The organism is Nitrospinota bacterium (genome assembly GCA_016208975.1).
In the GTDB taxonomy this organism is placed as follows: Bacteria; Nitrospinota_A; UBA7883; order UBA7883; family JACRLM01; genus JACQXA01.
The window spans coordinates 153592-178811 of the sequence record JACQXA010000001.1 but is presented as its reverse complement, the minus strand read 5'-3'; the positions used below and the strand labels follow the sequence as shown (position 1 = coordinate 178811).

General features: G+C 54.5%; 19 protein-coding genes. 9 read left to right on the top strand and 10 right to left on the bottom strand.

The window, feature by feature from the left end; all coding sequences use genetic code 11:
• Window positions 1–48 precede the first annotated feature (48 nt).
• The 4 genes from HY751_00795 (at window position 49) to HY751_00780 (ending at window position 6341) form a co-directional block, all read left to right on the top strand.
• Window positions 49–2349, top strand: a complete 2301-nt coding sequence (locus HY751_00795; protein MBI4664924.1) for a pyruvate synthase — start codon at window positions 49–51, stop codon at window positions 2347–2349.
• Window positions 2350–2442: 93 nt separating this feature from the next.
• A complete protein-coding gene (locus HY751_00790) occupies window positions 2443–3519 on the top strand; it encodes a PAS domain-containing protein (GenBank protein ID MBI4664923.1) in 1077 nt (358 codons plus the stop codon).
• A gap of 183 nt (window positions 3520–3702) precedes the next feature.
• Window positions 3703–5880 (top strand): PAS domain S-box protein, encoded by a 2178-nt coding sequence (locus HY751_00785; GenBank protein MBI4664922.1) that lies wholly within the window; start codon window positions 3703–3705, stop codon window positions 5878–5880.
• A 17-nt stretch (window positions 5881–5897) separates the two neighbouring features.
• A complete protein-coding gene (locus HY751_00780) occupies window positions 5898–6341 on the top strand; it encodes a response regulator (protein ID MBI4664921.1) in 444 nt (147 codons plus the stop codon).
• A gap of 87 nt (window positions 6342–6428) precedes the next feature.
• On the opposite strand, the gene typA is transcribed toward HY751_00780, so the two are convergent.
• Window positions 6429–8264 carry a translational GTPase TypA gene (typA, locus tag HY751_00775; GenBank protein ID MBI4664920.1) on the bottom strand — a complete coding sequence of 612 codons (1836 nt, stop codon included), beginning with the start codon at window positions 8262–8264 and terminating at the stop codon, window positions 6429–6431.
• A gap of 508 nt (window positions 8265–8772) precedes the next feature.
• Here typA and HY751_00770 point away from each other — a divergent pair.
• Both HY751_00770 and HY751_00765 read left to right on the top strand, forming a co-directional pair.
• Window positions 8773–9171 (top strand): hemerythrin family protein, encoded by a 399-nt coding sequence (locus HY751_00770; protein MBI4664919.1) that lies wholly within the window; start codon window positions 8773–8775, stop codon window positions 9169–9171.
• A 48-nt stretch (window positions 9172–9219) separates the two neighbouring features.
• Window positions 9220–9987 (top strand): thioredoxin domain-containing protein, encoded by a 768-nt coding sequence (locus tag HY751_00765; protein ID MBI4664918.1) that lies wholly within the window; start codon window positions 9220–9222, stop codon window positions 9985–9987.
• A gap of 66 nt (window positions 9988–10053) precedes the next feature.
• Here HY751_00765 and HY751_00760 read toward each other — a convergent pair whose 3' ends face one another.
• Window positions 10054–10203: a hypothetical protein gene (locus HY751_00760; protein ID MBI4664917.1), complete on the bottom strand. Its 150-nt coding sequence runs from the start codon at window positions 10201–10203 to the stop codon at window positions 10054–10056.
• Window positions 10204–10495: 292 nt separating this feature from the next.
• Between HY751_00760 and HY751_00755 the strand changes: the two genes are divergently transcribed.
• The gene (locus tag HY751_00755; protein MBI4664916.1) at window positions 10496–11563 is read left to right on the top strand and encodes a cyclic nucleotide-binding domain-containing protein; all 1068 of its coding nucleotides are present in this window, start codon (window positions 10496–10498) and stop codon (window positions 11561–11563) included.
• A 15-nt stretch (window positions 11564–11578) separates the two neighbouring features.
• On the opposite strand, the gene selA is transcribed toward HY751_00755, so the two are convergent.
• From selA to HY751_00735, 4 genes are all read right to left on the bottom strand, one after another.
• Complete coding sequence (gene selA / locus HY751_00750; GenBank protein ID MBI4664915.1) at window positions 11579–12946, bottom strand: L-seryl-tRNA(Sec) selenium transferase; 1368 nt, start codon at window positions 12944–12946, stop codon at window positions 11579–11581.
• The gene (locus tag HY751_00745) at window positions 12943–14889 is read right to left on the bottom strand and encodes an ABC-F family ATP-binding cassette domain-containing protein (protein ID MBI4664914.1); all 1947 of its coding nucleotides are present in this window, start codon (window positions 14887–14889) and stop codon (window positions 12943–12945) included. The genes selA and HY751_00745 overlap by 4 nt, the downstream gene beginning before the upstream one ends.
• Before the next feature lie 54 nt (window positions 14890–14943).
• Entirely contained in the window at window positions 14944–16008 is a 1065-nt protein-coding gene (locus tag HY751_00740) for a helix-turn-helix transcriptional regulator (protein MBI4664913.1), read from the bottom strand.
• A gap of 366 nt (window positions 16009–16374) precedes the next feature.
• A complete protein-coding gene (locus HY751_00735; GenBank protein MBI4664912.1) occupies window positions 16375–16590 on the bottom strand; it encodes a helix-turn-helix transcriptional regulator in 216 nt (71 codons plus the stop codon).
• Window positions 16591–16984: 394 nt separating this feature from the next.
• Here HY751_00735 and leuB point away from each other — a divergent pair, with 394 nt between their 5' ends.
• Window positions 16985–18058 carry a 3-isopropylmalate dehydrogenase gene (gene leuB, locus HY751_00730; GenBank protein ID MBI4664911.1) on the top strand — a complete coding sequence of 358 codons (1074 nt, stop codon included), beginning with the start codon at window positions 16985–16987 and terminating at the stop codon, window positions 18056–18058.
• Window positions 18059–18088: 30 nt separating this feature from the next.
• Entirely contained in the window at window positions 18089–19102 is a 1014-nt protein-coding gene (locus tag HY751_00725) for an aspartate-semialdehyde dehydrogenase (GenBank protein MBI4664910.1), read from the top strand.
• A 49-nt stretch (window positions 19103–19151) separates the two neighbouring features.
• Here the strand turns inward: HY751_00725 and HY751_00720 are convergent, their stop codons facing one another.
• The 4 genes from HY751_00720 to cadA form a co-directional block, all read right to left on the bottom strand.
• Window positions 19152–20636 (bottom strand): GGDEF domain-containing protein, encoded by a 1485-nt coding sequence (locus HY751_00720; GenBank protein ID MBI4664909.1) that lies wholly within the window; start codon window positions 20634–20636, stop codon window positions 19152–19154.
• A 28-nt stretch (window positions 20637–20664) separates the two neighbouring features.
• Complete coding sequence (locus HY751_00715) at window positions 20665–21651, bottom strand: bifunctional riboflavin kinase/FAD synthetase (GenBank protein ID MBI4664908.1); 987 nt, start codon at window positions 21649–21651, stop codon at window positions 20665–20667.
• 31 nt (window positions 21652–21682) lie between these two features.
• Window positions 21683–22762: an ATP-dependent 6-phosphofructokinase gene (locus HY751_00710; protein ID MBI4664907.1), complete on the bottom strand. Its 1080-nt coding sequence runs from the start codon at window positions 22760–22762 to the stop codon at window positions 21683–21685.
• Window positions 22763–22858: 96 nt separating this feature from the next.
• On the bottom strand, window positions 22859–25093 hold the full coding sequence (gene cadA / locus HY751_00705) for a cadmium-translocating P-type ATPase (GenBank protein MBI4664906.1): 2235 nt from the start codon (window positions 25091–25093) through the stop codon (window positions 22859–22861).
• Window positions 25094–25220 lie beyond the last annotated feature (127 nt).

Here is a 25220-nt window from a genome sequence, read left to right as displayed (position 1 = left end):
TCTCCCGCCGGTTATTAATGGCGGGAGATTCACAGGAGGTTTTATAAAATGGGTTCCGTTACAGAAACAAAAGAAATTCAGCCTGGCGTGGAAAATACAACCCAGACTGTGGATTTCAAGTCCGGCAACGAAATGTCGTCGCTGGCGGCGGCCCAGGTCAATTTCCACGTGATGGGTTATTACCCCATCACGCCGTCCACCGAGGTGGCCGAGTATCTGGACGAGATGGCGGCCAACGGCGAGGCGCATGTGCATCTTGTGCCTGGCGACGGGGAGCACGGCGCGGCGGGTATCTGCTACGGAGCCACCACGGCCGGGGGAAGGGTGTTCAACGCCACTTCGGCCAACGGCCTGTTGTTCTCTTTGGAACAGCTCCCGGTGCAGTCCGGCACGCGCTATCCCATGGTGTTGAACCTGGTTTGCCGCTCGGTGAGCGGCCCGCTGGACATCCGGGGAGACCATTCAGACCTGGTGTCCACGCTGGATATGGGCTGGATAGTGCTACTGGCCAAAGACCCGCAGGCGGTGTACGACATGACCATCGTCGCCGTGAGGATAGGTGAACACGCGGATGTGCGCCTGCCGGTGATAGTGGCCGACGACGGTTTCTTCACCTCCCACCAGAAACGGCGGGTGGAATATTTCGAGGACGAAAACGTTGTGCGCCAGTTCGTAGGGCCGTTTACGCCCCAGAACTGCTCGGTGGACCCGGCCAAGCCCATAACCATCGGGCCGTACATGAACGATCCGGACCAGATAAACAACAAAAAACAGCTTTCCATGGCCATGGCCGCCGCGGAAAGCGTTATCCCAAAGGTTTTCGCCGAGTGGGGGAAAATCTCCGGCAGGAAATACAATGTCCTTGAGACTTACAGGATGGAAGACGCCGAGACGGCCATATTCATCCTAAACTCCGCGGCCGACACCGCCATGGACGTGGCGGACGACCTGCGGAAAAAGGGACAGAAAGTGGGTGTCATATACCCCACAATGATCCGCCCCTTCCCGGCGGAGCTTTTGAGGCAGGCTTGCAAGAACGTAAAGGCTATCCTGGTGGCTGACCGGGCCGATTCATACGGCGCCCATGGCGGCAGGATGTCTCACGAGGTGAAAGCGGCCCTCAAGGACGACCCGGAAAATAAAACCCTGGTAATCTCCCGCATCTACGGCTTGGGCGGCAAGGATTTCTTCGCCGAAGACGCCCGGGAAATGTTCAGAGTTGCCCAGGACGCCGCCAAAAAGGGGAGGGTGGACATACCTTACGACTATATCGGCGCGGAGCCAGGCGACCCCAACTGGAAACCTGTCGCTGGCGTTCCCGCTTTAACAAAGGAACAGCAGTCTCCCGGTATCCTCTCCGTTTACAAGGATGAGAAAACCGGCCTGATGGAAGTTAAAGGGGTAAAGCAGAGAGACCTTACCGCCATGCCCCACCGCATCGTGCCGGGCCACGGCGCCTGTCCGGGTTGCGGCATATTCCCGAACATCGGCACCTTCCTGAAGGGTATCGAGGGGTTTGTGGTGATGCTGTGGCATACCGGTTGCGGCATGGTGGTCACCACGGGTTATCCCAACACCTCATTCGCCGTAACATACATCCACAACCTGTTCCAGAACGGCGCGGCCACGCTTTCCGGCGTGGTGGAGATGTACAAAGAGCGGCAGAGGCGCGGCGAGATACCCAAGGAGCAGGACATAACCTTCATCATGGTCACAGGCGACGGCGGGCTGGACATCGGCCTGGGGCCAGCCTTGGGCACGGCCTTCCGCAACCACAACCTGATAGTCCTGGAGTATGACAACCAGGGTTACATGAACACCGGGGCCCAGCTTTCGTTCACTACGCCCATCGGCCATTCCACTTCCACGTCCAACATCGGCACGGTGGGCCGTGGCAAAACCTTCGGGCATAAGGACACGGCCCAGCTGTTCGCCGCGTGCCACATCCCTTATGTGTTCACGGCGACAGAGTCCATGTACAAAGACCTTATCCGCAAGGCGGCCAAGGCCCAGTACTACGCCAAGCACGAGGGTATGGTGTTCGGCAAGCTCTTCTCCGACTGCCCGCTGAACTGGCGCCACGCCGACAACACCGGCCAGGAAGTGGTCCAGGCGGCGGTGGATTGCAATTTCTTCCCCCTCTACGAGGTGGAGCATGGCATAACCACCCTCAATTACGATCCGGAGGCCAAAGGCAAGAAGGTCCCTGTAACGGACTGGCTGAAGCTTATGGGCAAAACAAAGCACATGCTTACGCCTCCCTATAAGGAAATCGTGGACGGCTTCCAGAAAGAGGTGGACCGGCGGTTCGCAAGAATCAAGGCCATGAGCGAGAATCCGTTGCTGTAACCTGAAAAGCGAGATGTTAATGCTACCCGCCGCGCTGGTAAAATAGCCCGGCGGGCTTTTTTTTGAGTCCGCGTTTTACAAGTAGAATGAGGCATGGGCAAAGTAAGCCGGTTCGAGGATATCCTTTCGGCTTTCGCCGACGCGGTGGTGATTCTGGACAGCCAGGGATCCATCGAATGGCTCAATCCCGCCGCTGAACAATTAATGGGTACCTCCATGGGGCATGTGGCGGGTCATTTCATGTCGGCGCTGTTCCCCGAACGCTCGCCGGTGCATTCGGTTATCCACCAGGCCATGAGCGCAGGCATGTCGGTTACAGATCATGACGTGGTCTTCAAAAACCGGCACGGGGATTCGGCGCCCGTAGGGGTCTCAGTTTATCCATTGCGGGAAGCCGAGGGGGGCGGGGTGGCAGTGGTTATCCGCGACAGGACCACCCTAAAGGCGCTGGAACGGTTCATGGGTATGAACGAGCGTCTGTCGGAGCTGGCCACGCTGGCGGCGGGCATCGCCCACGAAATAAAAAACCCGCTGGGCGGCATCCGGGGCGCGGCCCAGCTATTAGGCGATGAGCTGGCCAGCGAACCGGTGAACGAATACACAAACCTGATCATCAGCGAGGTGGACCGCATTAGCAGGCTGGTGGTGGATTTAATTGAGTTGAACGAGCCGGGCCAGTTCGCCAAGGAGCCCCTCAACATCTACCCAATACTGGACAACGTGGTGAGACTTTTAAAGAGCGCCATGGAAACCAAGGGGATAAAGGTGGCCAGGCAGTTCGATCCAAGCCTTCCCCCGGCCTTGGGGGACGCAGACCGGTTAAAACAGATATTTTTCAACATACTCAAGAACGCCGTGGAGGCGTGCAATCCGGGCGGCCAGGTAACCATAACCACATCGCTGGCTTGGCGGGCGCCCCGCGCCACAACATCGGGCAGAAGAGCCAGGTTTATCCTTGTGGAAGTGGCGGACGAAGGGCAGGGGATGGATGAAGATACCCTCTCACGGCTATTCACCCCGTTCTTCTCAAGAAAGAAGGGCGGATCGGGTTTGGGGCTGTCCATGACGTTGCATCTGGTGCAGGCCCACGACGGCCTTTTGGAGGTGTCCAACCGTGGCGAGGCGGGTGGCGTGGTGGCCTCGATATATCTGCCATACGAATCGTCATAACATTTCTGGATGGGCGGTATGGCGTTGTATAATTGGCGGCAAGGGGCGTTTTATCCGGGGCGGGAATCATGGAATAATCCAGCCCCCCCGGTGTTTCAGCGTAACCCTCGCCTTTTAAGAGTTTTTGGAGGGCGGTTAGGCTCTGATGGCCATGTTGAACATCCTTCCTGAGAATCCGCGCTAATGGCTTATGCGGTAATAGGCCTCTCGCTTACCTTACAACTTATAGCCGCCGCCGTTGCTTGGCGGCTAATAAGGATAACCGGCTGGAAACTGGCATGGGGCCTTTTAGCCACAGCGCTGGTCCTCATGTCCGTCCGCAGGTTCAATTCCCTGCTGACCGCCATTCTCAGCGATACCGCTCTTCGAGTGGATCTCCCGGCGGAGCTTCTTGCCTTGCTCATCTCAATCATGCTTCTTGCCGGAATTGCCCTTATAGGACCCATGTTCCAGGAGTTAAAAAGCCGCGAAGAAATAAAAAAGGAAAGCGATGCCAGGTTCCATACCCTCATAGATAGTGTTACCGACCCTGTGTTTATCCACGACAGAAACGGCATGTTCACAGAAGCTAACAGGATCGCCTGCGAAGTCTTGGGTTACACCCGCAAGGAGCTTCTCTCCATGTCTCTTCAAGCAGTGGAGCAAGACTTTACGAGGGAAAAACTGGAAGAGCTCTGGGGCGACTCGCTTAGCGGCAGAGCCATGACTGTACAGCGCATTTATAGAAAAAGGGATGGGAGCGCCATTCAGGTTGAGGTAAACGCCGGTCTTATGGGCCGGGATGATGAACGAATGATGCTCGTCGCCCGGGATGTGACAGAAAGGAACCTGGCCGAGGAGAACCTGAAGGAGAGCCAGTACCGCCTGCAAAGAGCCCATACCGCCGCCAAGCTGGGGGATTGGGATTGGGACATTGTTAAGAATGACCTGCGATGGGCTGACCAGATATACAAGATATTCGGTCTTACACCCCAACAGTTCGGCGCGTCATACGAGGCGTTTCTAAATTCCGTCCATCCCGATGACAGGGAAATGGTTAAGAGCGCCGTGAACCAGGCCCTGAACGAGCGTAAGCCGTACAGCATCGTCCACAGGATTGTGCTACCCACAGGTGAAATAAGGTTCGTTCACGAAAGCGCCGAAGTGATATTCGACGAAGTGGGAAGGCCCGTGAAGATGTGGGGCACGGTGCAGGATATCTCTACGTTGCAACAGGTTGAAGAGGAGCGTCACCGGGCCAGCGAATTTATGGAGAAAGTCCTTCAAAACGCCACGAACTCCTTATTCGCGCTGGACATGGAGGGACGGTTCCGCCTGATAAGCGATTTCGGGGCGCAGTTAAGCGGATTCAGCGCCGCCGAGCTTGCGGGCCAGCAGTTCTTGAAGCTGGTTTCCATTAAAAGCCAGAAGTTGGCCAGGGAAAGCCTGGACGCGGCCCTGATTGGCCGGAGCATGATGGGGTTCAAAATTGAAATAACCCGCAAGGATGGGCAAACGCGGGTACTGCTTATGAATGTCTCCCCTCTGTTCGACAGGGGCGCCGTGATAGGCGTGGTAGGAAGCGCGGAGGACATCACTGACCGGCTGAAAGCCGAAGACGCTTTGAGAAAAAAGAACGTAGAACTGGAACGCTCAAACCAGGAGCTGGAATCCATGGCCTACGTGGCCTCCCACGATTTGCAGGAGCCTCTCCGGATGGTGTCCAGCTACCTGCAACTGCTGGAGAAAAAATATAAGGGCCGTTTGGACGACACGGCGGACGAGTTCATCAACTTCGCCGTGGACGGCGCCAAACGGATGCAGGCGCTTATAAATGATATGCTCGAATATTCCAGGGTAAGCTCCAGGGCCAGGCCGCTGGCGCCCGCGCAAAGCGGAGATTGTTTGCGGATGGCCCTCCGCAACCTGGAAATCATAATAAAAGAGCAGGTGGCCATTATTCATTCGGGTGAACTGCCCAGAGTGATGGCGGATCAAAACCAGCTTATAACGCTTTTTCAGAACCTGCTGACCAACGCAATAAAATTCCATAAAAAAGGCGCTCCACCGGAAGTGGACATCAGCGCTACCCGGCAGGATGGAGAATGGGTGTTCGCCGTAAAAGACAATGGCATTGGCATAGCGCCGGAGTTCGCGGGTAAAGTGTTCGGGGTGTTCACAAGACTGCATCCAAGGTCTGAATATGAGGGCACGGGCATAGGGCTGGCCATCTGCCAAAAAATTGTGGCCCGCCATGGCGGAAGGATCTGGGTGGAATCCAAGCATGACAAAGGCAGTGTGTTCTACTTCACGTTACCCTCTGTGGAGGATAAGACCGCTGAGACAGTAACCGCTTCCGAACATGACAAGGGTGGCGTTTAAAAAGACAGGGGAAAGAAATGACCGTGATATTCGGCAGAAAGATAGAGATACTGCTTGTGGAGGACAACCCCGGCGACGTGCGCCTTACCATGGAGGCGCTAAAGGAGGGGAAAATAATAAACAACCTCAACGTGGTGGAAGACGGGGTTGAGGCGCTGGATTTCCTTTACAGAAGGGGCAAATGGGCCGCCGCCCCCAGGCCGGACATTATTTTGCTGGATCTGAACCTGCCCAAAAAAGACGGACGTGAAGTGCTGGAGGACATCAAGAAAACACCAGACCTCATGCGCATCCCCGTGGTGATCCTCACCACCTCCCAGGCGGAGGAGGACATTGTCCGTACATACAATCTGCACGCCAACTGTTACATCACCAAACCGGTGGATTTCGACCAGTTCATAAAGATAATAAAATCCATAGAGACATTCTGGCTGGAGATTGTGCGCCTGCCGCCGAATTAAGACGGCGCAACCGTTCCGAAGAAATAAAAAACGCCGGGCTTTATTAAGACCCGGCGTTTTGAATTGTCGTAGCCAGCCAGAGGCCGGTTACATCACGGCCATTTTCCTGGCGTATTTCTTCCGGTCTTCCTCGTTCAGGTATCTCTTGCGCAAGCGGATGGCGTCTGGGGTTATCTCCGCCAGCTCGTCGGCGTTCAGATACTCCAGCGTTTGCTCCAGCGAAAGCTTCCTGGGCGGGGTGAGCTTAATGTTGTCGTCGGAACCGGAAGCCCTGGTGTTGGTAAGCTTCTTGCCCCTTACTATGTTCACCACCAGATCCGTGTTCTTGTTACACTCGCCCACTATCATTCCCTCGTAAACCTCCGTGCCGGGCTCTAAAAAGAATTCGCCACGGTCGGTAAGTTTGTCCAGTGAATAGGCCGTACTCGAACCGGACTCCTGGCTGATAAGCACGCCGTTCCGGCGGCCCAGGATGGGCCCGGCCCACGGGATGTACCGGTGGAAGTTATGGTTCATGATGGCCGAACCGCGGGTTTCGGTGAGAAGCTCGCCGTGCATGCCGATAAGGCCCCGGGCGGGAATGGTGAACTCCAGCCTGGTCCATCCGGCGTTCATGGGGGCCATGTTTTTAAGCTCACCCTTTTTAACGCCGAACTTTTCGATTACCTTACCGGCGTAACCTTCTTCCACGTCCACAATCACGAACTCTTCCGGCTCCATCTTTTCGCCGTCGATCTCGCGGATAATAACCTCGGGACGGGACACGGAAAACTCGTAACCCTCCCGGCGCATGGTCTCTATGAGTATGGCAAGATGCAGTTCGCCCCGGCCCGAAACCTTGAAAGAGTCGTTCTCCTCGGCCCGTTCAACTTTTAAAGCCAGGTTTGTCCTCTGCTCCTGCTCCAGCCTGTCGCGAAGATGCCTTCCGGTCACCTTGTCGCTGGATCTCCCGGCGAATGGCGAGGTGTTCACGGAAAAGGTCATGGATATGGTGGGCTCGTCTATCTCGATAACCGGCAAAGCCTCCGGGAACTCCTTGTCCGCCAGTGTCTCGCCAATGTCCAGGTCCTTAAATCCCGCGGCCATCACCAAAATGTCTCCGGCGGTGGCGGATTGGGTTTCAGCTTTTGAAAGACCCTCGATGGAGAATATCTTTGTGACTTTCGACTGGCTAATGTCCCCGTTCCTGTTTATCCTGGCGATGTTATCGCCCACGGAAACCTTGCCCCGGGTAACCTTGCCTACGGCCATCCTGCCAAGAAACTCGCTGTACTCCACGGAGGTGACCAGCATCTGGAAAGGCTTATCGGCGTTCACCAGTGGGGCGTCCACCTTCTCCACGATAGCGTCCAGCAGAGGCGCCATTGTCTCGCCGGGAACCTCAAAATCCAGCGAGGCTATGCCCTTTTTCGCCGAGGTGTACACCACGGGGAAATCCAGCTGTTTGTCGTTGGCGCCCAAAGAGGCGAAAAGATCGAAAACCTGGTCCAGCACCCATGCGGGGCGGGCGTCGGCCCGGTCTATCTTGTTTATAACAACCAGCGGGGCAAGGCCGGTCTCCAGCGATTTGCGAAGCACATATTTCGTCTGGGGCATGGGGCCGTCCACCGCGTCCACCAGCAGAAGGGCGCCATCCACCATTTTCAGGATGCGCTCCACCTCGCCGCCGAAATCGGAGTGGCCCGGGGTGTCCACGATGTTCACTTTCACGCCTTTCCAGCGCACCGAGGCGTTCTTGGCGAAAATGGTTATGCCACGCTCCCGCTCCAGGTCGTTGGCGTCCATAATGCGTTCGCCCACCTTCTCGTTCTCGCGGAAAAGGCCCGCCTGTTTGAAAAGCGTGTCCACCAGCGTGGTCTTACCGTGATCCACGTGGGCGATCACGCATATGTTCCTTATGTCTTCCCGTCTTGTCACTTCCATCGCTTCCGTCCGTCGATTGTTTGCGCCGGTTACCATGTTCTTCTCGGCGAAATTTTTAATATTAACATATTTATATGAAAAAGTGGTGGTATTAAGTTAATTTTTGAATAATAACGGCCCCGGGCCATGCCCAGGTTTATCCCCGGTCCATATTATGATTTAGCGGATGGGATGCCATGCAACCTGTTTATTTATCGCGAGAAAGCGGCGCGGCGCCCAGGGGTGGATGTTAAAAGTACCGGCGCGTAATTGGGTGGTGTCCCAGTTTGAATGTACGGGGAAATTCTTCACTTATGTTCAGAATGACAATATAAAAGCCGTTGATAACATTGCCATCCTGAGCGAAGCGCAAGCGAAGTGAAGGATCTGTCCATTATTTGAGATTCAAATTGAGACACTACCTGCGATTGTATGCGATTGCATCGGTTAACGGCTTCCGATAATATAAATCTTTAGAGCGAAAAAGCTCTTGGCGAGGGAGCTGTTTTCCATGGATAGGAGTTGGCCAATGGAATTCAATTGGGATGAGAGCTACAGTGTCGGCGTCCGGAAATTTGACGACCAGCACAAGAAACTTTTCAGCCTTTGCGACCAACTGAACAACAGCGTCAAGGAAGGGAAGGGCCGCGCCGTTTTGGGCGATATTCTGGACGAGCTTCAGGAATACACCAGCAAACACTTTCTGGCGGAGGAGATAGACATGCTCTCCCAGGGCTATCCGGATTATGAAACCCATAAGGCCGAACATGACAAGCTGAGGCTTCAGGTGCGGGAGTTCTACAATAACTATTACTCCGGCAATATGGTGCTTTCCGAAAACGTGATGGACTTCCTTTCCGACTGGCTAAAGCTCCATATAGCCAAGACAGATAAAAAATACGCCCCGTTTTTTAGCCGGGTCGTTTAACCTTCTTCCGTGACCCTTAAAATCCCCAATTCGATGGAGTGAACCCAGATGCCCTTGACACCCTCCAGGATTCTGACCATTTTGGCGCTGGCCTTTTTCAGCGTTGCCTCCATGGCCCAGGCCGCAGACCGCGCCGAGGTGGAGGCAATCATCCGCGATTACATAAAGAAACATCCGGAGGAGATCGCCGAGGCCCTGCAGAAACACATGGAGTCCCAGCGCGCCCGGCAGGAAGAAGCCGCTTTCCAACAAGCGTTGAGAGACAGGGTTTCGGTTCCGCTGGAAGGTTCGCCGTCGCTGGGGCCGGACAAGGCCCAGTTTACGATAGTGGAGTTCTCCGATTTCCAGTGCCCCTTCTGCGCCAGGGCCGTGGGCATTATCCATGATCTCGTCAGCAAGCACCGGGGCAAGATACGGCTTGTGTTCAAGCAACTGCCTCTGCCGATGCACGCCAAGGCTCAAGACGCGGCGAAAGCTTCGCTGGCGGCCAACGCACAGGGTAAGTTCTGGGAGTACCGGGAAAAACTGATGGCCACCCAGGCTGAATGGGGCCCGGCCCCAAACGCCAGGGCGCTATTTCTCAAATACGCCAGGGAAATGGCCATGGATGTAAACCGGTTTGAAAAAGACATGGCCAAACCCGAATTCCAGAAACGCATAGACGCGGATATGCAATTGGCCAAAAAACTGAATGTGAACGGGACTCCCGCCTATTTCGTGAACGGCGTCAAGATCACCGGCGCCAGGGAACTGGAGTATTTCGAGAAAGTAATGAACGCCGTGGGAGCCACGCCTGGCGGGCAACCCAGGAAATAACCATTTCGCGTGGCCGGCGCGGTTTTTCCAGTCAGCGCCGGCTTTAGGCTTTTTGCTAACCTGTCACTAGCGGGCGAATGTCATCCCCAGCACCAGCACCACCATCATCACCGCCGCGTAAGAAGATAAACCGAAAACCAGCACCATTAACAGAGTGCTATCCGTGAGCTTTTTTAACTCACTATCCTTGGGCTTTACAGCCTCTCCCTGTGCCATTTTGGAATCCCCTCCGGATATTTAAAGAAGAATTATTGGAAGAAATGTTTGATATTAAGATTGCGGCCAATCAATAAAGATTCAGCAAAAGCGGGGATTTTTCATGGGTTTAGGCATATTTTATACATGTTATCGTTCATTGTTCGTACTGGCCTGCGGGAGGATAACCATCCTTGTTCAGCGACAACTGTTGAAAAGCGATAATTATGTTACACACGGTGCTAATTTCGTGGCATAATTAGCTTTGGTGGGGATTTTAGCTTGAAAATCAACTAGTCACGGTTTTTTCCGAATGGCGACTCTATCATCCGGTCAAACAGCCGAAGCCCTCGACGAACTTGAGCCATCCACTGTTTTGAACCGGCAAGCGCTGGTTTCCATCCTTGGCAGGATCAGGGAATTCAAAGGATTTTCCAAAACCCAGCTTATCAGGATAGCCCGTCAGAAAGTGGTCTATTGGGGGCCGGACGAGTTTATCATCCGCGAGGGGTTGAACAATCAGGATCAAATGTTCATCCTGCTGGCTGGCAAGGTATATGTCCAGAAAAAGGTGGAGAAAGACAGCGCGGTCTCTTACGAACAAATGGCGGAGATCATGGGCCCCTCCATTTTCGGCGAGAACTCTTTCTTCACCGGCCTGGCCCGGTCCGCCGCCATATACGCCCGCGAGAGGACGCCGGGGATAGTACTGAACCGTGAGGACTTCATGCGCCTCATAAGTCTGGACAAATCAACCGTGGTCGGGTTCTTGAAGCATATGGCCTCAGAAAACCTGCAAAGGGCCGAGCGCACGCTGGTGCTATACATGGGTACGCTCCAGCTTATCCTTAAAGACGCCAGCATAAGCAAGCTCAGCTATTACCATATGCTTAATACCATGAGCGCCGCGCTTACCAAAAAGTCCAGCGATGTGGAGATGTGGACAAGGCTTGTGCGGGACATAATGCTTTTCATCCGGGAGCTGAACAACACCCTCCAAGACCTTTATCTGTTCGCCAACCAGCCGGAGCTGAAAATAGTTTCGGTGGATTTCAAAAAGTTCAGCCTGTCCAAGGCGCACAGGTTCTACATTGTTTTCCGCACGCTGGTGGAAGACCTGTACCAGACCCAACAGCTTGTCCCGCTAAACTCCGTGAATTTCAAGGATAGTTTCCTGTCCGCGGTGATGACCACCATGGAGCAGGGGATACATTTCGTGGACTATCCGAAGATAATCTCCATTTCCAACGAGGCTTACGGCGAGTTTCTGGCCATACACAAGGAGTTGGGCTTTGATCTTCTGCGGGAAGTGAAAGCGGCGAACATCGCTACCCAGGAGGAGGAAAAGAAATTCATGAACCTGCTTTGGGAATCTTTCTGACCGCCTTTCCCGTGTTCACTTAAACCATTCCGCATCGTCCACACAACGCATATCCAGCCTGAAAAGGTCTTTGTCCACCCGCCCTATCACAGGCGGGTTTTGGGAGCGGAACCATAACGCCAGTTCGTTGGGTCCCATGGTTTTGCTTTTTATCGCCACAGAATATGAGGGTATGTCCATCTCCGGCAGGGAACCGCTTCCCGCCTGGCACACGTCTTCCATCACAAACACATCCGCATCATCGCCCAACCGGGTTTTTAACACGGCGGCGGCTTCACCGGCGGTTTTTCTTACTTCCTCCAGATTTCTTGTGAGATAACGCAGGGTGGGGATTTGGCGCAACGCTTCTTCAGGGTTGAGGTATAGCCGCAAGGTGGCTTCCAGCGCGGCTAGTATCATCTTGTCCAGCCGCAGGGCCCGTTTAAGATGGTTCTTGTTGATGGCAGTTATCAGGTTTTTATCCCCGGCTAATATTCCAGCCTGGGGCCCGCCTAAAAGTTTGTCGCCGGATATGGTGACGATTCCCGCCCCCTCCTCCAGCGTTTCTTTCACCGTGGGTTCGTGAGGAAGTCCGTAAACGGCCATATCCAGTATGGCGCCGGAGCCTAAATCCACCATGAACGGAATTCCTTTCCGGTTGGCAAGCTCCGCCAGCTCCTTGGTGGAAGGCTGGGTGGTGAACCCGATTATTCTGTAATTGCTGGTGTGGGCGCGAAGTATCATTCCGGTGTTATCGTTCACCGCCTCTTCATAATCTTTCAGGTGTGTGCGGTTGGTGGTTCCCACTTCCCGAAGGACGCATCCGCTCCGGGCCATTATCTCCGGCAGACGGAACGAGCCGCCAATCTCGATAAGTTCCCCCCGGGAAACGATAACCTCTTTACCCGGCGCAAAAGTGTTCAACGCCAGCAGAACCGCCGCGGCATTATTGTTCACCGCTGTGGCCGCCTGGGCGCCGGTATGGGCGATGATCAGTTCTTCCACCAGAGTGTCTCTATCTCCCCGTGCGCCTTTATCCAGGTCGAACTCCAGGTTTACGTTGGATTCTCCGGCTAACCGGGCCGCCTGCGCGGCGGATTCGGCCAATAAAGCCCTGCCCAGGTTTGTGTGGATAACCACGCCGGTGCAATTGATTACCCGCTTGAGCCTGGGGGCCGTCATACCCTCCAGAATTTCTTTTACGCGCCGAAGCCATGATGGATCGTTTTCCGGCATGGAATACCCATCGGAGCCTGACAGGATATTTTTCCGGGCTTCGTTCAGGGTTTCCCTTAAAGCGTTCAATACGGATTCCCGCCCGAACTGGCCGATAAGCTCCACGGCGTCATGGCATTGCGACAACCTGTCTATGGAGGGGAGAAGACGAAGCTTTGCGTCGCTCATGCCAGATGACCCGCCGTAATGGATTCCATTTCTTCGGCCATGGCTTCCCATTCGGCCAACAGCGTATCGTTCCTTTTCTTGGTGTCGGAAAGTTCCTTGGCTAGGCTCCGGGCTTCTTCAGGGTTCTGATAAATTTCCGGATTCGCCAGCGATCCCTCAAGCTCGGCGATGCGGTTTTCCACCCGGTTTATCTCTTCCTCGGTTTTGGAGAGACGCTGTTTTAACGGCCCCACCTTCCGGTTAAGCTCCTGCCTCTGTTGGGCAGACTCCCTACGTATCTCTTTCCTGGATGCTTTAGATACGATTCCATCGGTCTCTTCATCACGCATCCCGGAAATTTCCGAAACCCTGCGGGACTCGTAATAGGCGTAACCGCCGTGGTATTCCGTAAGCCTGCCCCGGTCTATCCGCACAACCTTGTTGGCTATGGCGTCGATAAACGCCCGGTCGTGGGAAATCATCAAAATGCACCCGCCGTATTGCGCCAAGGCTTTTTCAAGGGCCAGCCTGCTTTGCAGGTCCAAGTGGTTCGTGGGCTCGTCCAAAAGAAGCAGGTTCGTGGGCGTAAGGGCCAGCTTGGCCATGGCCACCCGGGCCTTCTCGCCGCCGGAGAGGGAGGATATTTTCTTGTGAACGTCATCCCCGTGGAACAGGAACGCCCCCAGGCATGTCCGGGCCATGGGAATAAACTCGAATGGGATGGAAGTTGTAACCTCATCCAGAATTGTTTTGTTCACATCCAGCGTTTCCGCCTGATGCTGGGCGAAATAGCTTGGGGCCACGTTGGCGCCGAAAGATATTTTCCCGCCGATGGATGGAATCACGCCAGCGATGGTTTTCAACAGGGTGGATTTTCCCGCCCCATTGGGGCCCACCAGCGCGATCCGTTCCCCGCGGCGCAACGCGAAATCAAGCTCACGCAAAACCGGCTTGTCCCCGTAGGATACGGAGATTGAAGCCAGCTCAACGGCGGTATGGCCTATCCTTCCGGTCTCCTGAAACTTGAACGCCACGGGTTTTGGGCTTTGCCTGATCTCTATGCGCTCGATTTTTTCCAGCGCTTTAACCCGGCTTTGGGCCTGGGTTGCTTTGCTGGCCTTGGCTTTGAACCGCTCTATGAATTTTTCCTGCTTTTCAATTTCCCTCTTTTGCAGGGAGGCCTGTTTTTCCAAAAGCTCCCGGTGGGCCTCTTTTTCCCGCACGAAACGGTCATAGGCAAAGGGATAAACCATAAGCTGGCCATCCTCAAGCTCCGCGATGGATGTTATGGCCCGGTTTAAAAAATACCTGTCATGGCTTATCAACACCACCGCGCCCTGATAAGTGGACAGAAATTTTTCCAGCCACTCGGTGGACTCCAGGTCCAGATGGTTCGTGGGCTCGTCCAGCAGAAGGATTTCCGGCGCGGCGGACAGGATTTGAGCCAGCCTGGCCCGGGTGCGCCATCCGCCGGAAAAAGAGCGCATGGGTTTATGAAAATCGCTTTCTAAAAACCCTACGCCCCGCAGGATGGATTTTGCCCGCGCCACATATTCAAACCCGCCAGCGGCTTTGAACCGCTCATGGACGGCGTCCAGCCGGGAGGTCAGGTTTATGGCTGTCTCACCTGTGGCATGTTTTAACTGGTCTGTGATGTCCTCCAGCTCTTTTTCCAGCGCCAGAATGTCTTGCCGCCCTTTTAAAACCTCTTCCAGAAGAGGCTCGTCCAGCGCAGACTCGTCGGTTTCCTGGGTCAAAAACCCGGCCCTTAAGGTTTTGATAAGCCGGGAAACTTCGCCGCTGTCCGGCGCCGCAAGGCCCGCCACGATCTTCATCAACGTGGTTTTTCCGGCTCCGTTGGGGCCAATCAGGCCCACCCGGTCACCCGGCTTTATTCTCCAGGTGATTCCGGTAAAAAGGCTTCTGGCGCCGAAAGATTTTTCAATATTGGTAAGTTGGATCATCGGTAGATTATATTACGAAACCGCTTCGGCGCGGAGGGGAGAGGGCGGGGATGGCTACTTCCGCAACTTGAAAATAAGGCCCACCCGGCTTTTCACGCCGGATTTCCTATATATGGATTTCAAATGCTGTTTTACAGTGGCTTGGGTGATTTTAAGGCTGGCGGCTATTTGGGAGTTGCCCCATCCGGCTAAAAGCATTTCCACTATCTGCCCCTCCCGGCTGGTCAGCATTGCGTTTTGCGGGAGGGAATGGGCATTTTCCAGCAAGGGGTATTTATATGGCAATTCTATCCGGGCTTCAATTCTGGAGTTGTTGCTGAATATCACTGGCGGATGGATTGATAGCCCCAAAACCTCCCCCAACAAATGGCAAAATGACCCGGCGCGCATTTGGACAGTGGCTATCCTGGCTTCCAGGGATTTTGGTGAGGCTTTTCCGCATTCAAGCTGGATGGATAGATGCCTGGCTCCGGCGCCGTTCGCCACAGGCCCGGTGTATTCCGTTACCGATACACGGGAATTACGATATAAAAGCCCCAGTTCCGAAAAAACCGTCGCGATCACCCGCTTGGCCGCCAGGGCGGACTCTACGTCCATACCCCACACAGGTGAAGCGGAGTTCTCCATGGTTCCAATATCAAATCCGGCCTGCCTGGCGGCGGCAACCACTACATCCCGGGCATGAAACATCCCTTCACAATCGTTTTGGGAGCCAACGCCAATTTCTATTGTTGATTCGGCATATAGGGAGCGCGAACCGGATATCTCCAATAAACGGCTGGCGGCGCGGTGGATCTCCGGATGCAGGTTCGTATCCGTCGAATAGAAACCCACTGATATGTGGTTTACATGAGCCAGCCGCACCATCATAACCAGATGGGCCGTGGGCAGTTCGTTGGGTAAAAAGCATTTTCCGCTGGTTACTCTATGCTTGGGGCATAGCTCGCGGCAAGATGCGCCTATTCCGTTGCGCGCAAAAAAGCAGTTCAAATTACTTTGCTGGTGGTGGCTTATAAGGTCCCTCATGGAGCTGTTGGAATGCACTACGGCGCTATCAGGGCCGAATATGAAGGTGGGGGAGGTCATGGAATCCACATATTTTTTTATGGGTTCAAGCATGGAAAGTATTCCCGCCCGGCCGGCATGGCTTTTTATATTCAAGCTGGATTCGCTTACAACCCGCACAAAATGGTTTCCCCCGGTGACTATAGTATAAATCAATTATAAATATATCATAATATGCCTCAAGGGTAATGTCTAGTTTGAAAGTACAGGGGAGATTCTTCACTTACGCTCAGAATGACAATATAAAAGCCGTTGATAACAGTGTCATCCTGGGCGAAGCGCAAGCGAAGTGAAGGATCTGTCTATTATTTGATGTTCAAACTGGGACACCACCCCAGCAAGGGTAAAGATGAAGGATGGCATAAAAAAAGGCCACTTAATGTGGCCGTTGGGGAATTTTGCGGGTACCGCGGTTACAGGCTAACCGATGCCGGATCCGGGAGTGAATACTTTATCCTTCTCTTCCACTGTAAGGTTTAAGGCCTCCAGGATCTTTCGCTGGGTATCCACCCGGCAAGGCTCGCCACGCTCTATACGGTTGAGAGTTTGAACGGAGATTCCAGCTTTTCTGGCAAGCTCCGCCTTGGACATCATAAGATTGTCCCTGAACTCTTTCACCTTGTTAGGCGTTTTCATCTTCGGTTCGATATTCACAGTCACAAATTGCTCGGTTAGGCTTCCATGCATTTTACAGAGTTTCCACTTCTAGACTTTTGTCTGGTATCTAGATATATGGTTAGCAAATCCGGGAATAATGTCAAGCTAATTAAAGAACATTTTGGGTGGCACTTTATCAAAATTCCAACCAATTTAGCGTCAATTATATCAAAAAGTTATCAACCTCACATGGGTATTGTTTGCCGGGTTAACAACATGGTGGGGCATATGCCTGTATCATGCTGATAATTCAGGCCATAACGTTAATTTAACCCTGGTTTTATTTATTTTCTCGGCCTGGCCCTCTATTTTGCTAAAATGCACACTTTCGTTCAATTTGAGCGTCCTCGAAGAATTTTAGAAAGGTTTGCGAGTGGCCATGAAAATTGCTGTTTTGCCCGGTGACGGTATCGGCCCTGAAGTAATGGTTGAAGCCGAAAAGGTTTTAAATAAAGTCGCCAAGAAGTATTCATTAGACCTCCAGCTTGAAAAACGGTTGGTGGGCGGTTGCGCTTATGACCAATATGGAACTCCTTTGCCGGATGATTCACTTAAAGTGGCGAAAGAGGCCGATGCGGTACTGCTGGGCGCCGTGGGCGGCCCCAAATGGGATACTCTCGATTATAGCCTCCGTCCCGAACGGGCGCTATTAGGCCTTCGCGGCGAACTGGATTTATACGCCAACCTGCGCCCTGCTAAGGTATATCCCGCCCTGGTGGACGCCTCCGCGCTGAAACGGGAGGTGGTGGATGGGGTGGACATCATGGTGGTGCGAGAGCTTGTGGGCGGCATCTACTTTGGCAAGCCCAAAGGCGTTGAAACCCTGGCGGATGGAACCGAGCGCGGTTTCAACACCGAGGTTTACACCACGCCGGAGATAGAAAGAATCGCCCGCGCCGCCTTTGAAGCGGCCCGGAAGCGTGGTAAAAAGCTGTGTTCGGTGGACAAGGCCAACGTGCTGGAAAGCTCCGGCCTTTGGCGCAAGACGGTGATCCGCATCCACAAAGATTATCCGGACGTGGAGCTTTCGCACATGTACGTGGACAACTGCGCCATGCAGTTGATCCGCTGGCCCAAACAGTTCGACGTGATAGTCACCAACAACATTTTTGGCGACATCCTGTCAGACGAGGCTTCCATGCTCACCGGTAGCATAGGCATGTTGCCCTCGGCGTCGTTATGCGGGAAGAAGGGGATGTACGAGCCCATCCACGGCTCCGCGCCGGACATAGCGGGGCAGGGGAAGGCCAACCCCATCGCCATGATACTCTCGGCGGCCATGATGCTCGAATATACCTTCGACGCCGCAGGGGCCGCGAAGGATATCGGGACGGCGGTGGCTAAGGTGCTTGACAGCGGATACCGCACGCCGGACATCTACTCCGATGGTATGAAGAAGGTGAATACCAGGGAAATGGGCGGCCTTATCGAACAGGCCATAGGTTAAAATGGGCGCATACGCTCAAAAGAGGCGATGATGAGAAAGAAGGGGTTATATAACGTCGCGGTTGTCGGGGCCACCGGCGCCGTGGGCGAAGAGATGATGAAGGTTCTGGAACAAAGGAAGTTCCCCGTGGCGGATTTCATTCCGTTGGCTTCCTCCAGGTCTGTCGGCAAAAAAGTGACTTTTGGCGAAGACGAGTACGATGTGGAGGAACTCACGGCGGGCTCTTTTGAGAATGTGGACATCGCCCTGTTTTCGGCGGGCGCGTCCCGTAGCCTGGAGTTCGCCCCCCACGCGGTGAAGGCAGGCGCGGTGGTGGTGGACAATTCCAGCGCGTTCAGGATGGATCCGGAAACGCCGCTGGTGGTTCCGGAGGTGAATCCGTCGGCCATAGCGCGGCACAAGGGGATAATCGCCAATCCCAACTGTTCCACCATCCAGATGGTGGTGGCGCTGAAACCCTTGCACGACTATGCCCGGATAAAAAGGATAGTGGTAAGCACCTACCAGTCGGTGTCCGGCACGGGTAAAAAAGCCATTGAGGAGCTGGACCAGCAGACTCGCGACATATTCAACATGCGCGATGTGGAGGCCCATGTGTATCCGCACCAGATAGCCTTCAACTGTCTGCCGCAGATAGACACTTTCCTGGAAAGCGGCTACACCAAGGAAGAAATCAAGATGGTGAACGAGACGAAGAAGATAATGGAGGACGACTCCATAAAAGTCTCGGCCACCGCCGTGCGCGTTCCGGTGTTTTACAGCCATTCCGAAAGCGTGAACCTGGAGTTTGAACGCCCCATCTCCCCGGAGAAGGCGCGGGAGCTTCTTTCCAACGCCCCCGGTGTGGAGCTTAAGGACGACCCCTCGAGGCTCATCTACCCTCTGGCTGTGGAAGCGGCGGGGAAAGATCCGGTTTACGTTGGCCGGATCAGGATAGACGACACCGTGCCCCACGGGCTTAACATGTGGATTGTGTCCGACAACATCCGCAAAGGCGCGGCGCTGAACGCCGTTCAGATAGCCGAGAAACTGCTACAGATGTAATATCACCCGCCGGGGAGCCATAGGGTTCCCCGGGGGAGTTTCCATACCATCACCCGATTATCGTCCTGTTTCTTCCGGCTTCCTTCGCCGCGTACATGGCCTGGTCGGCCCTGTGGAGCAATTGATCCATGGATTCGCCATGGGCGTGTTCGGCCACACCAAGGCTTACAGTCATCCGGATCGTTTCACCGTTTATGTCCATGGGTGAAGTTTCCACAACATGACGCAGTTTCTCCGCCAGTTCAAAAGCCCGTTTCGTGTCGCAATCCCGCGCCAGCGCCAGAAACTCCTCCCCGCCCCATCTGCAGGCTATGTCTGAAGCGCGTATATTCGCGAGCAGTATCTTCGCCAATTCAGCGATGGCGCGGTCCCCGGTGGCGTGGCCGTATGTGTCGTTTATGCTCTTGAAATAATCAACGTCGAACAGGATTACCGAAAGCGTCATGGGCAGACGTTCGTTTTCTTTCAAGGACTGTTCGAATAAAACTTCGAAAGCGCGCCGGTTATACAAGCCGCTTAGTTTGTCTGTGGTTGCCAGTATCTCAAGCCGCCCCTGGTAATAGTTCACCGTCAGGCTTGCGGCTACCAATATCACTATCGAAACCACAAGACACACCCCCAGGTTAAGCCACAACGTTTGGCGCAGGGTTGCAAGGGATGGGTCTTCCGACTGCTCCACGATAAGGCGCCAATTTAACTCCGGGATATACCGGGAGTTCACCTGCACCGTATCGCCGTCCCTGCGATAGTGGAACGAACCATGGTCAGCAGAGAGGATTTCCCGGGTCAGCGGGCCGTAGCCGGGTATTTGCTCCAGCTTCTTGAAATTGTCATATACCCCGGCGGCCTTAATCACCACATCACCATCTTTGTTGATGAAAAAAACGTTCCGCTGGTAGCGCTGTTGATAGTTTTCGATAATACCCCGCACCGAGTCCACCGCCAGCCCAACGCCGGTTATCCCTATAAAATTCCCCTGGTAATCAAGCACACGGTAGTTGATGAAAATGGTCATGGTGTCCCGGTGGGCCATGTCCGGATCCACGTTCAGTTCGTAGTCCTGGGACATTTTACGAACCCGCCAATACCACAAGTCCCTGGGCTCATCCTCCCGCACTTTTTTCAAAATGCCGCTGGCGTGATAATAAACCCTCGTCTTTTCCGATATGAAAAAGGTGGTGAACATCCCATATTTCTTCATTATCTCATCCAGATAATGGGTTACGGCATCATCGCCTTTTTCTCCGGCCAGCGCCCAGTCCCGCAGGAATGTGTCCTGCGCCATCAGCGATGAGATGAAAATGGGGCGTAAAAGGTCCCGCTGGATCTCGGAATAGATGTTGTCCGAAGTAAGCGGCAGTTCGCGGGAGACCAAGGCCTCCCGCATTAATGACTTTGAAACGAAATAACTGGCCAGGCTTGTGGCCACGAACCCTCCCGCCAGAAGAACGCAAAGCAGGAGGATTAGCCGCCGTTTCTCGTAAGTTTTTACCGGGATGATTGACGCCGGCCCCAATTCTCTGCCCTTGCGCATGTCCGCCATGGATTTTAACCTTGTTGCCCTAGCCTGGGAGTTGTCTTGTAAGCGGGCTTTCCCTGGGGTCTATGATACCTCCGGATAACTTTTGCCTCTCCAGCGCTTTTCTGGCGTTCTCTATGTCCTCGGCTATCTGCCGCTTTAATTCATCAACGTTTGTGAACCGTGTCTCGTCCCTCAAGCGGTCCGCAAAATATACCTCAATCTCTTTGCCGTAAATATCGTCGCTATGATCCAGCAGATGGGCTTCCACTATAAAATCGTCCCGGTTAAATGTGGGGTTGTAACCTATGTTCACCACCCCCTCGAACCATTGGCCCGCGCCTATACGGATGAACACGGCGTAAACACCCACCGCCGGGATAACTTCATATGGCGTTTCCAGGTTTGCGGTGGGAAACCCTATGGCCCGGCCCCGCTGATAGCCGGAAACCACTTTTCCGGCTATGGAGTAGCACCGGTTCAGCCTGCGGTTGGCTCCAAGGATATCCCCATTGTTCAGCAGGTTTCTTATGACAGTGGAAGACACCCGCTCCCCATCCACCATCACCTCGTCCACCACATAAACCTTGAATCCCAGTTCGTCCCCCATCTTTTTCAGATAGTCTATGCCGCCCGCCTTGGCCTGGCCGAAAGAATAGTCGTGCCCCACGAAGACCGACTCCATGTTCAATCCGTTTTTCAACTTTAAGGCGAAATCGCGCGGGTGCATGCGGGCGAATGCGCGGGTGAAATCGGCGCAGATGGTCATTTCCATGCCGTAAGCGGCTATGAGCTCCATCTTCTTCTTGAAAGTGGTGAGCAGGGTGATGTTCTGCTCCGGCGCCAGGATTTTCAACGGATGTGGGTCGAACGTGTAAACCACCGCCGAGCCGCCGATTTTACGGGCGTGGCTTTTTACCTCTTCGAATATTTTCTGGTGCCCGGCGTGGACGCCGTCGAAATTGCCAAGCGTCACCACCGGGTTTACCGGCGCCCCGGTCAGGTTGCGGATTCCTCGTATTACCTGCATATAACGGTGACGGTGGAAGGCCTTGACGGCATTAGTCGCCGAAACTTATGCCCACCTGGCGGGCGGTCAAAATATGGTTTCCCCCCGGCTCAACGTTCTTCATTTTGTGCAGGGCTTCGGATAACGGCACCGCCACGATCTCCGGGGTACGCAACGCCGCCATGTGGCCGAACTTGCCCTCGTGGGCGAAAACCACCGCCGCCGAGCCGTAACGGGTGGCCAGTATCCTGTCGAAAGCCGATGGGCTCCCGCCCCGCTGGATGTGCCCCAGCACCGTGCAACGGGTTTCCACATGGGTAAGCCGTTCCAGCTCGTTGGCCACGAATTCGCCAATACCCCCCAAACGGACTTTTTCGGCGGAGCCTTCCACTATTCTTTTTACAACCCTGTCCTGGCCGGCCATTTTGGCCCCCTCGGCCACCACTATCACGGTGAAATGTTTGCCGCGCCCTTTGCGTTCATAAATCTTCTGGGCGATTTTCTCGATATCGAAAGCTATTTCGGGGATAAGTATTATGTGCGCCCCGCCCGCCATGCCCGCGGCCATGGCTATCCATCCTGCGTCCCGCCCCATCACCTCCACAACCATTATCCGGTGGTGCGACTCGGCGGTGGTCTGAATCTTGTCCAGCGCGTCCATCACGGTATTCACTGCGGTGTCGTGACCGAATGTTATTTCGGTGGAGCCCAAGTCGTTGTCTATGGTCTTGGGTATGCCGATTACGTTTATACCCCGCTGGAAAAACTGGTGGGCAATGGCCTGGGTTCCGTCGCCGCCGATAACTATCAAACAGTCCAGATTGCTCTTCTTTATGTTTTCTATAACCCGGTCGGAAACGTCCACCTCTTTGTACGATCCGCCGTTATATTCGGCGTATTTGAAGGGATTGTCGCGGTTGGACGAACCCAGGATGGTGCCACCCCGGGAGATAAGACCTGAAACCCTGGCCAGGTCCAGCGGGTGGATCCGGTTGTTTATCAATCCCGAGAACCCATCGCGGATCCCGTAAACTTCATCGTGATACTCATGCTCGGCGGTCTTGACCACCGCCCGGATAACGGCGTTTAAACCGGGGCAATCGCCCCCACCGGTAAGCACTCCTATTCGCATTCGGCGCCCCCTTTGGCGTGCTGTTAAATATTCGAAGCATTATAGCCTATCGGCCTGATTTTAGAACTTTTTCAGAAGCCGGGCAGGAATATTGCGTTACGAAGGCAGGCGGAATGTTTTAAGCCGCAGGGAGTTGCTTACAACGCTTACCGATGAGAAAGCCATGGCCGCGGCGGCCAGCATGGGATTCAACGTGAAGCCCCATAGCGGATATAGGGCTCCGGCGGCAACGGGGATGAGAATAACATTATAGGCGAAGGCCCAGAACAGGTTTTGCCTTATAACCCTTAAAGTGGCCCGGCCCAGCTCCAGCGCCGTTATCACGCCGTGAAGGTTGCCAGACATCAGCACGATATCACCAGCCTCCATGGCTATATCCGTTCCGCCACCCATGGCGAATCCCACATCGGCGCGGGCCAGGGCTGGCGCATCGTTTATTCCATCCCCGGCCATGGCCACTCCGAACCCGTCCGATTTAAGGCTATCAACCGCCTCCACCTTTCTATCGGGGGTTACGTTGGCCAGCACCCGGTCTATACCAACCTGGGCGCCTATGGTTCCGGCGGTTTTTTCGTTGTCTCCGGTTATCATCACCACGGTCATGCCACGGTTATGGAAATCCCGGATGGCGGTAACCGATTCAGGTTTTATCGTGTCCTCAACCGCAATAACACCCAGCGCCTCGCCGTTTTTCGCCACGAACAGGGGCGACGCGCCCCGGCTGGACATTTCGGAAGAAGCCTTGGAAAGAGGGGAGACATCCACCCCGGATTCTTCCATTATCTTCATGGAGCCCACCAGCAATTTATTTCCGTTCACCGTACCCGATACTCCCGCGCCGGTGAAAGAGCGGAAATCTTTCACATCATCCACCGCAAGTTTCATCTCCCCGGCCCGTTTCACGATGGCCATCCCCAATGGATGCTCGGAACGTTTCTCCACCGCCGCCGCCAAAGCCACCAGTTCACGTTCTTCAACGCCATCAGCCGTAGCCAAAGCTGTAACCGACGGCTCGCCTTTGGTTATGGTGCCGGTTTTATCCAACGCTATTACCTTTATCCGGGCCGATTTCTCCAGCGCCTCGCCGTTCCTTATCAATACTCCCAACTCGGCGCCTTTGCCGGTCCCAACCATTATGGCCGTGGGCGTGGCCAGTCCCAGGGCGCATGGGCAAGCGATTATCAATACAGAAACAAAACTCACCAGCGCCCGGGTGAACGCTGGTTCAGGCCCAAACCAGTACCAGGCGAAGAACGTGGCCGCCGCCACTATCATCACGATGGGCACGAAATAGGAGGATATGGTATCCGCCATTTTTTGCGCCGGGGCTTTCGTGCCCTGGGCCTCGCGCACCAGCCGGATTATCTGCGACAGGACCGTGCGCGACCCGATGGACGTGGCCTTGAAAATCACCGATCCGGTTTTATTGATGGAACCACCGATTATTTTGTCCCCCGCGGTTTTTTCCGCAGGGATGGATTCGCCGGTGATCATGGACTCATCCACTGCCGTGGAGCCTTCGGTGACCACGCCGTCCACCGGGGCCGATTCACCTGGCCGGATAATGACCATGTCGCCCACCCGCGCCTGGGCCACGGGGATTTCAAGTTCCACGCCGTCACGGATTATCCGGGCGGTTTTTGGGCGCAAATCCATAAGCTTTCTAATGGCTTCCGAGGCTCTGCCTTTGGCCCGGGCCTCCAGATATTTGCCCATAAGGATCAGGGTGATAATCATTGCGGCGGTTTCAAAATAGACCGGCGGTGTTTCGCCCGCCACCGAGATAGCATCCGGAGCGAAAGAGGCGACCGTGGAATACGCGTAGGCGGATTGCGTGCCCACGAAGATAAGGGTGTTCATGTCCGACGTAAACCGTTTGGCCGCCTTCACCGCGCCGGTGATAAATTGCGACCCGGCCCAGAACATTACCTGTGTGGTGAAGATGAACATGATAATGTCGGCGGAAGAATCCGGAATGCCGTGCCCCCAGGGGGTCATGTGCCGCATGGACAGTAGCATCACCGGAGCCGTGAGAAGGGCCGATGAAACAAAATTGCGTAAAGCCCGCGAATATTCCTCGCTTTTGCGGAGCCTGTCGGCTCCGGTGTCTTCATCCACTATGTCGTAAGGCTCGTAACCGGCGGTTTTCACCAGGTTTTTCAACCCGTCCAGGCCTATGGAGGAGCCGTCAAATTCGATGGTGGCCGACTCGGTAGCCAGATTTACGCTCACCTCGCCCACGCCGGGGCCTTTTTTAATGGTGTTCTCCACCCGCCGCACACAGGCCGCGCAGGTCATCCCCGCGACGCCCAGTTCAATTTTTTCCATCATGGGCCCGAAATTCCACTATCTCTGTATACTTATATTAAACAACATTATGATACGCCTTTGTTCCATTGAAGATGAAATGCCGCGTTAGCCATAGTATCCTCAAGGGCATATTATAAATACAGGTTGG

Bases quoted from the DNA above. Each gene is read 5' to 3' on its own strand.
- HY751_00795 (MBI4664924.1), top strand. From the start codon at position 49: ATGGGTTCCGTTACAGAAACAAAAGAAATTCAGCCTGGCGTGGAAAAT.
- HY751_00790 (MBI4664923.1), top strand. From the start codon at position 2,443: ATGGGCAAAGTAAGCCGGTTCGAGGATATCCTTTCGGCTTTCGCCGAC.
- HY751_00785 (MBI4664922.1), top strand. From the start codon at position 3,703: ATGGCTTATGCGGTAATAGGCCTCTCGCTTACCTTACAACTTATAGCC.
- HY751_00780 (MBI4664921.1), top strand. From the start codon at position 5,898: ATGACCGTGATATTCGGCAGAAAGATAGAGATACTGCTTGTGGAGGAC.
- typA (MBI4664920.1), bottom strand. From the start codon at position 8,264: ATGGAAGTGACAAGACGGGAAGACATAAGGAACATATGCGTGATCGCC.
- HY751_00770 (MBI4664919.1), top strand. From the start codon at position 8,773: ATGGAATTCAATTGGGATGAGAGCTACAGTGTCGGCGTCCGGAAATTT.
- HY751_00765 (MBI4664918.1), top strand. From the start codon at position 9,220: ATGCCCTTGACACCCTCCAGGATTCTGACCATTTTGGCGCTGGCCTTT.
- HY751_00760 (MBI4664917.1), bottom strand. From the start codon at position 10,203: ATGGCACAGGGAGAGGCTGTAAAGCCCAAGGATAGTGAGTTAAAAAAG.
- HY751_00755 (MBI4664916.1), top strand. From the start codon at position 10,496: ATGGCGACTCTATCATCCGGTCAAACAGCCGAAGCCCTCGACGAACTT.
- selA (MBI4664915.1), bottom strand. From the start codon at position 12,946: ATGAGCGACGCAAAGCTTCGTCTTCTCCCCTCCATAGACAGGTTGTCG.
- HY751_00745 (MBI4664914.1), bottom strand. From the start codon at position 14,889: ATGATCCAACTTACCAATATTGAAAAATCTTTCGGCGCCAGAAGCCTT.
- HY751_00740 (MBI4664913.1), bottom strand. From the start codon at position 16,008: ATGCTTGAACCCATAAAAAAATATGTGGATTCCATGACCTCCCCCACC.
- HY751_00735 (MBI4664912.1), bottom strand. From the start codon at position 16,590: ATGAAAACGCCTAACAAGGTGAAAGAGTTCAGGGACAATCTTATGATG.
- HY751_00725 (MBI4664910.1), top strand. From the start codon at position 18,089: ATGAGAAAGAAGGGGTTATATAACGTCGCGGTTGTCGGGGCCACCGGC.
- HY751_00720 (MBI4664909.1), bottom strand. From the start codon at position 20,636: ATGCGCAAGGGCAGAGAATTGGGGCCGGCGTCAATCATCCCGGTAAAA.
- HY751_00715 (MBI4664908.1), bottom strand. From the start codon at position 21,651: ATGCAGGTAATACGAGGAATCCGCAACCTGACCGGGGCGCCGGTAAAC.
- HY751_00710 (MBI4664907.1), bottom strand. From the start codon at position 22,762: ATGCGAATAGGAGTGCTTACCGGTGGGGGCGATTGCCCCGGTTTAAAC.
- cadA (MBI4664906.1), bottom strand. From the start codon at position 25,093: ATGATGGAAAAAATTGAACTGGGCGTCGCGGGGATGACCTGCGCGGCC.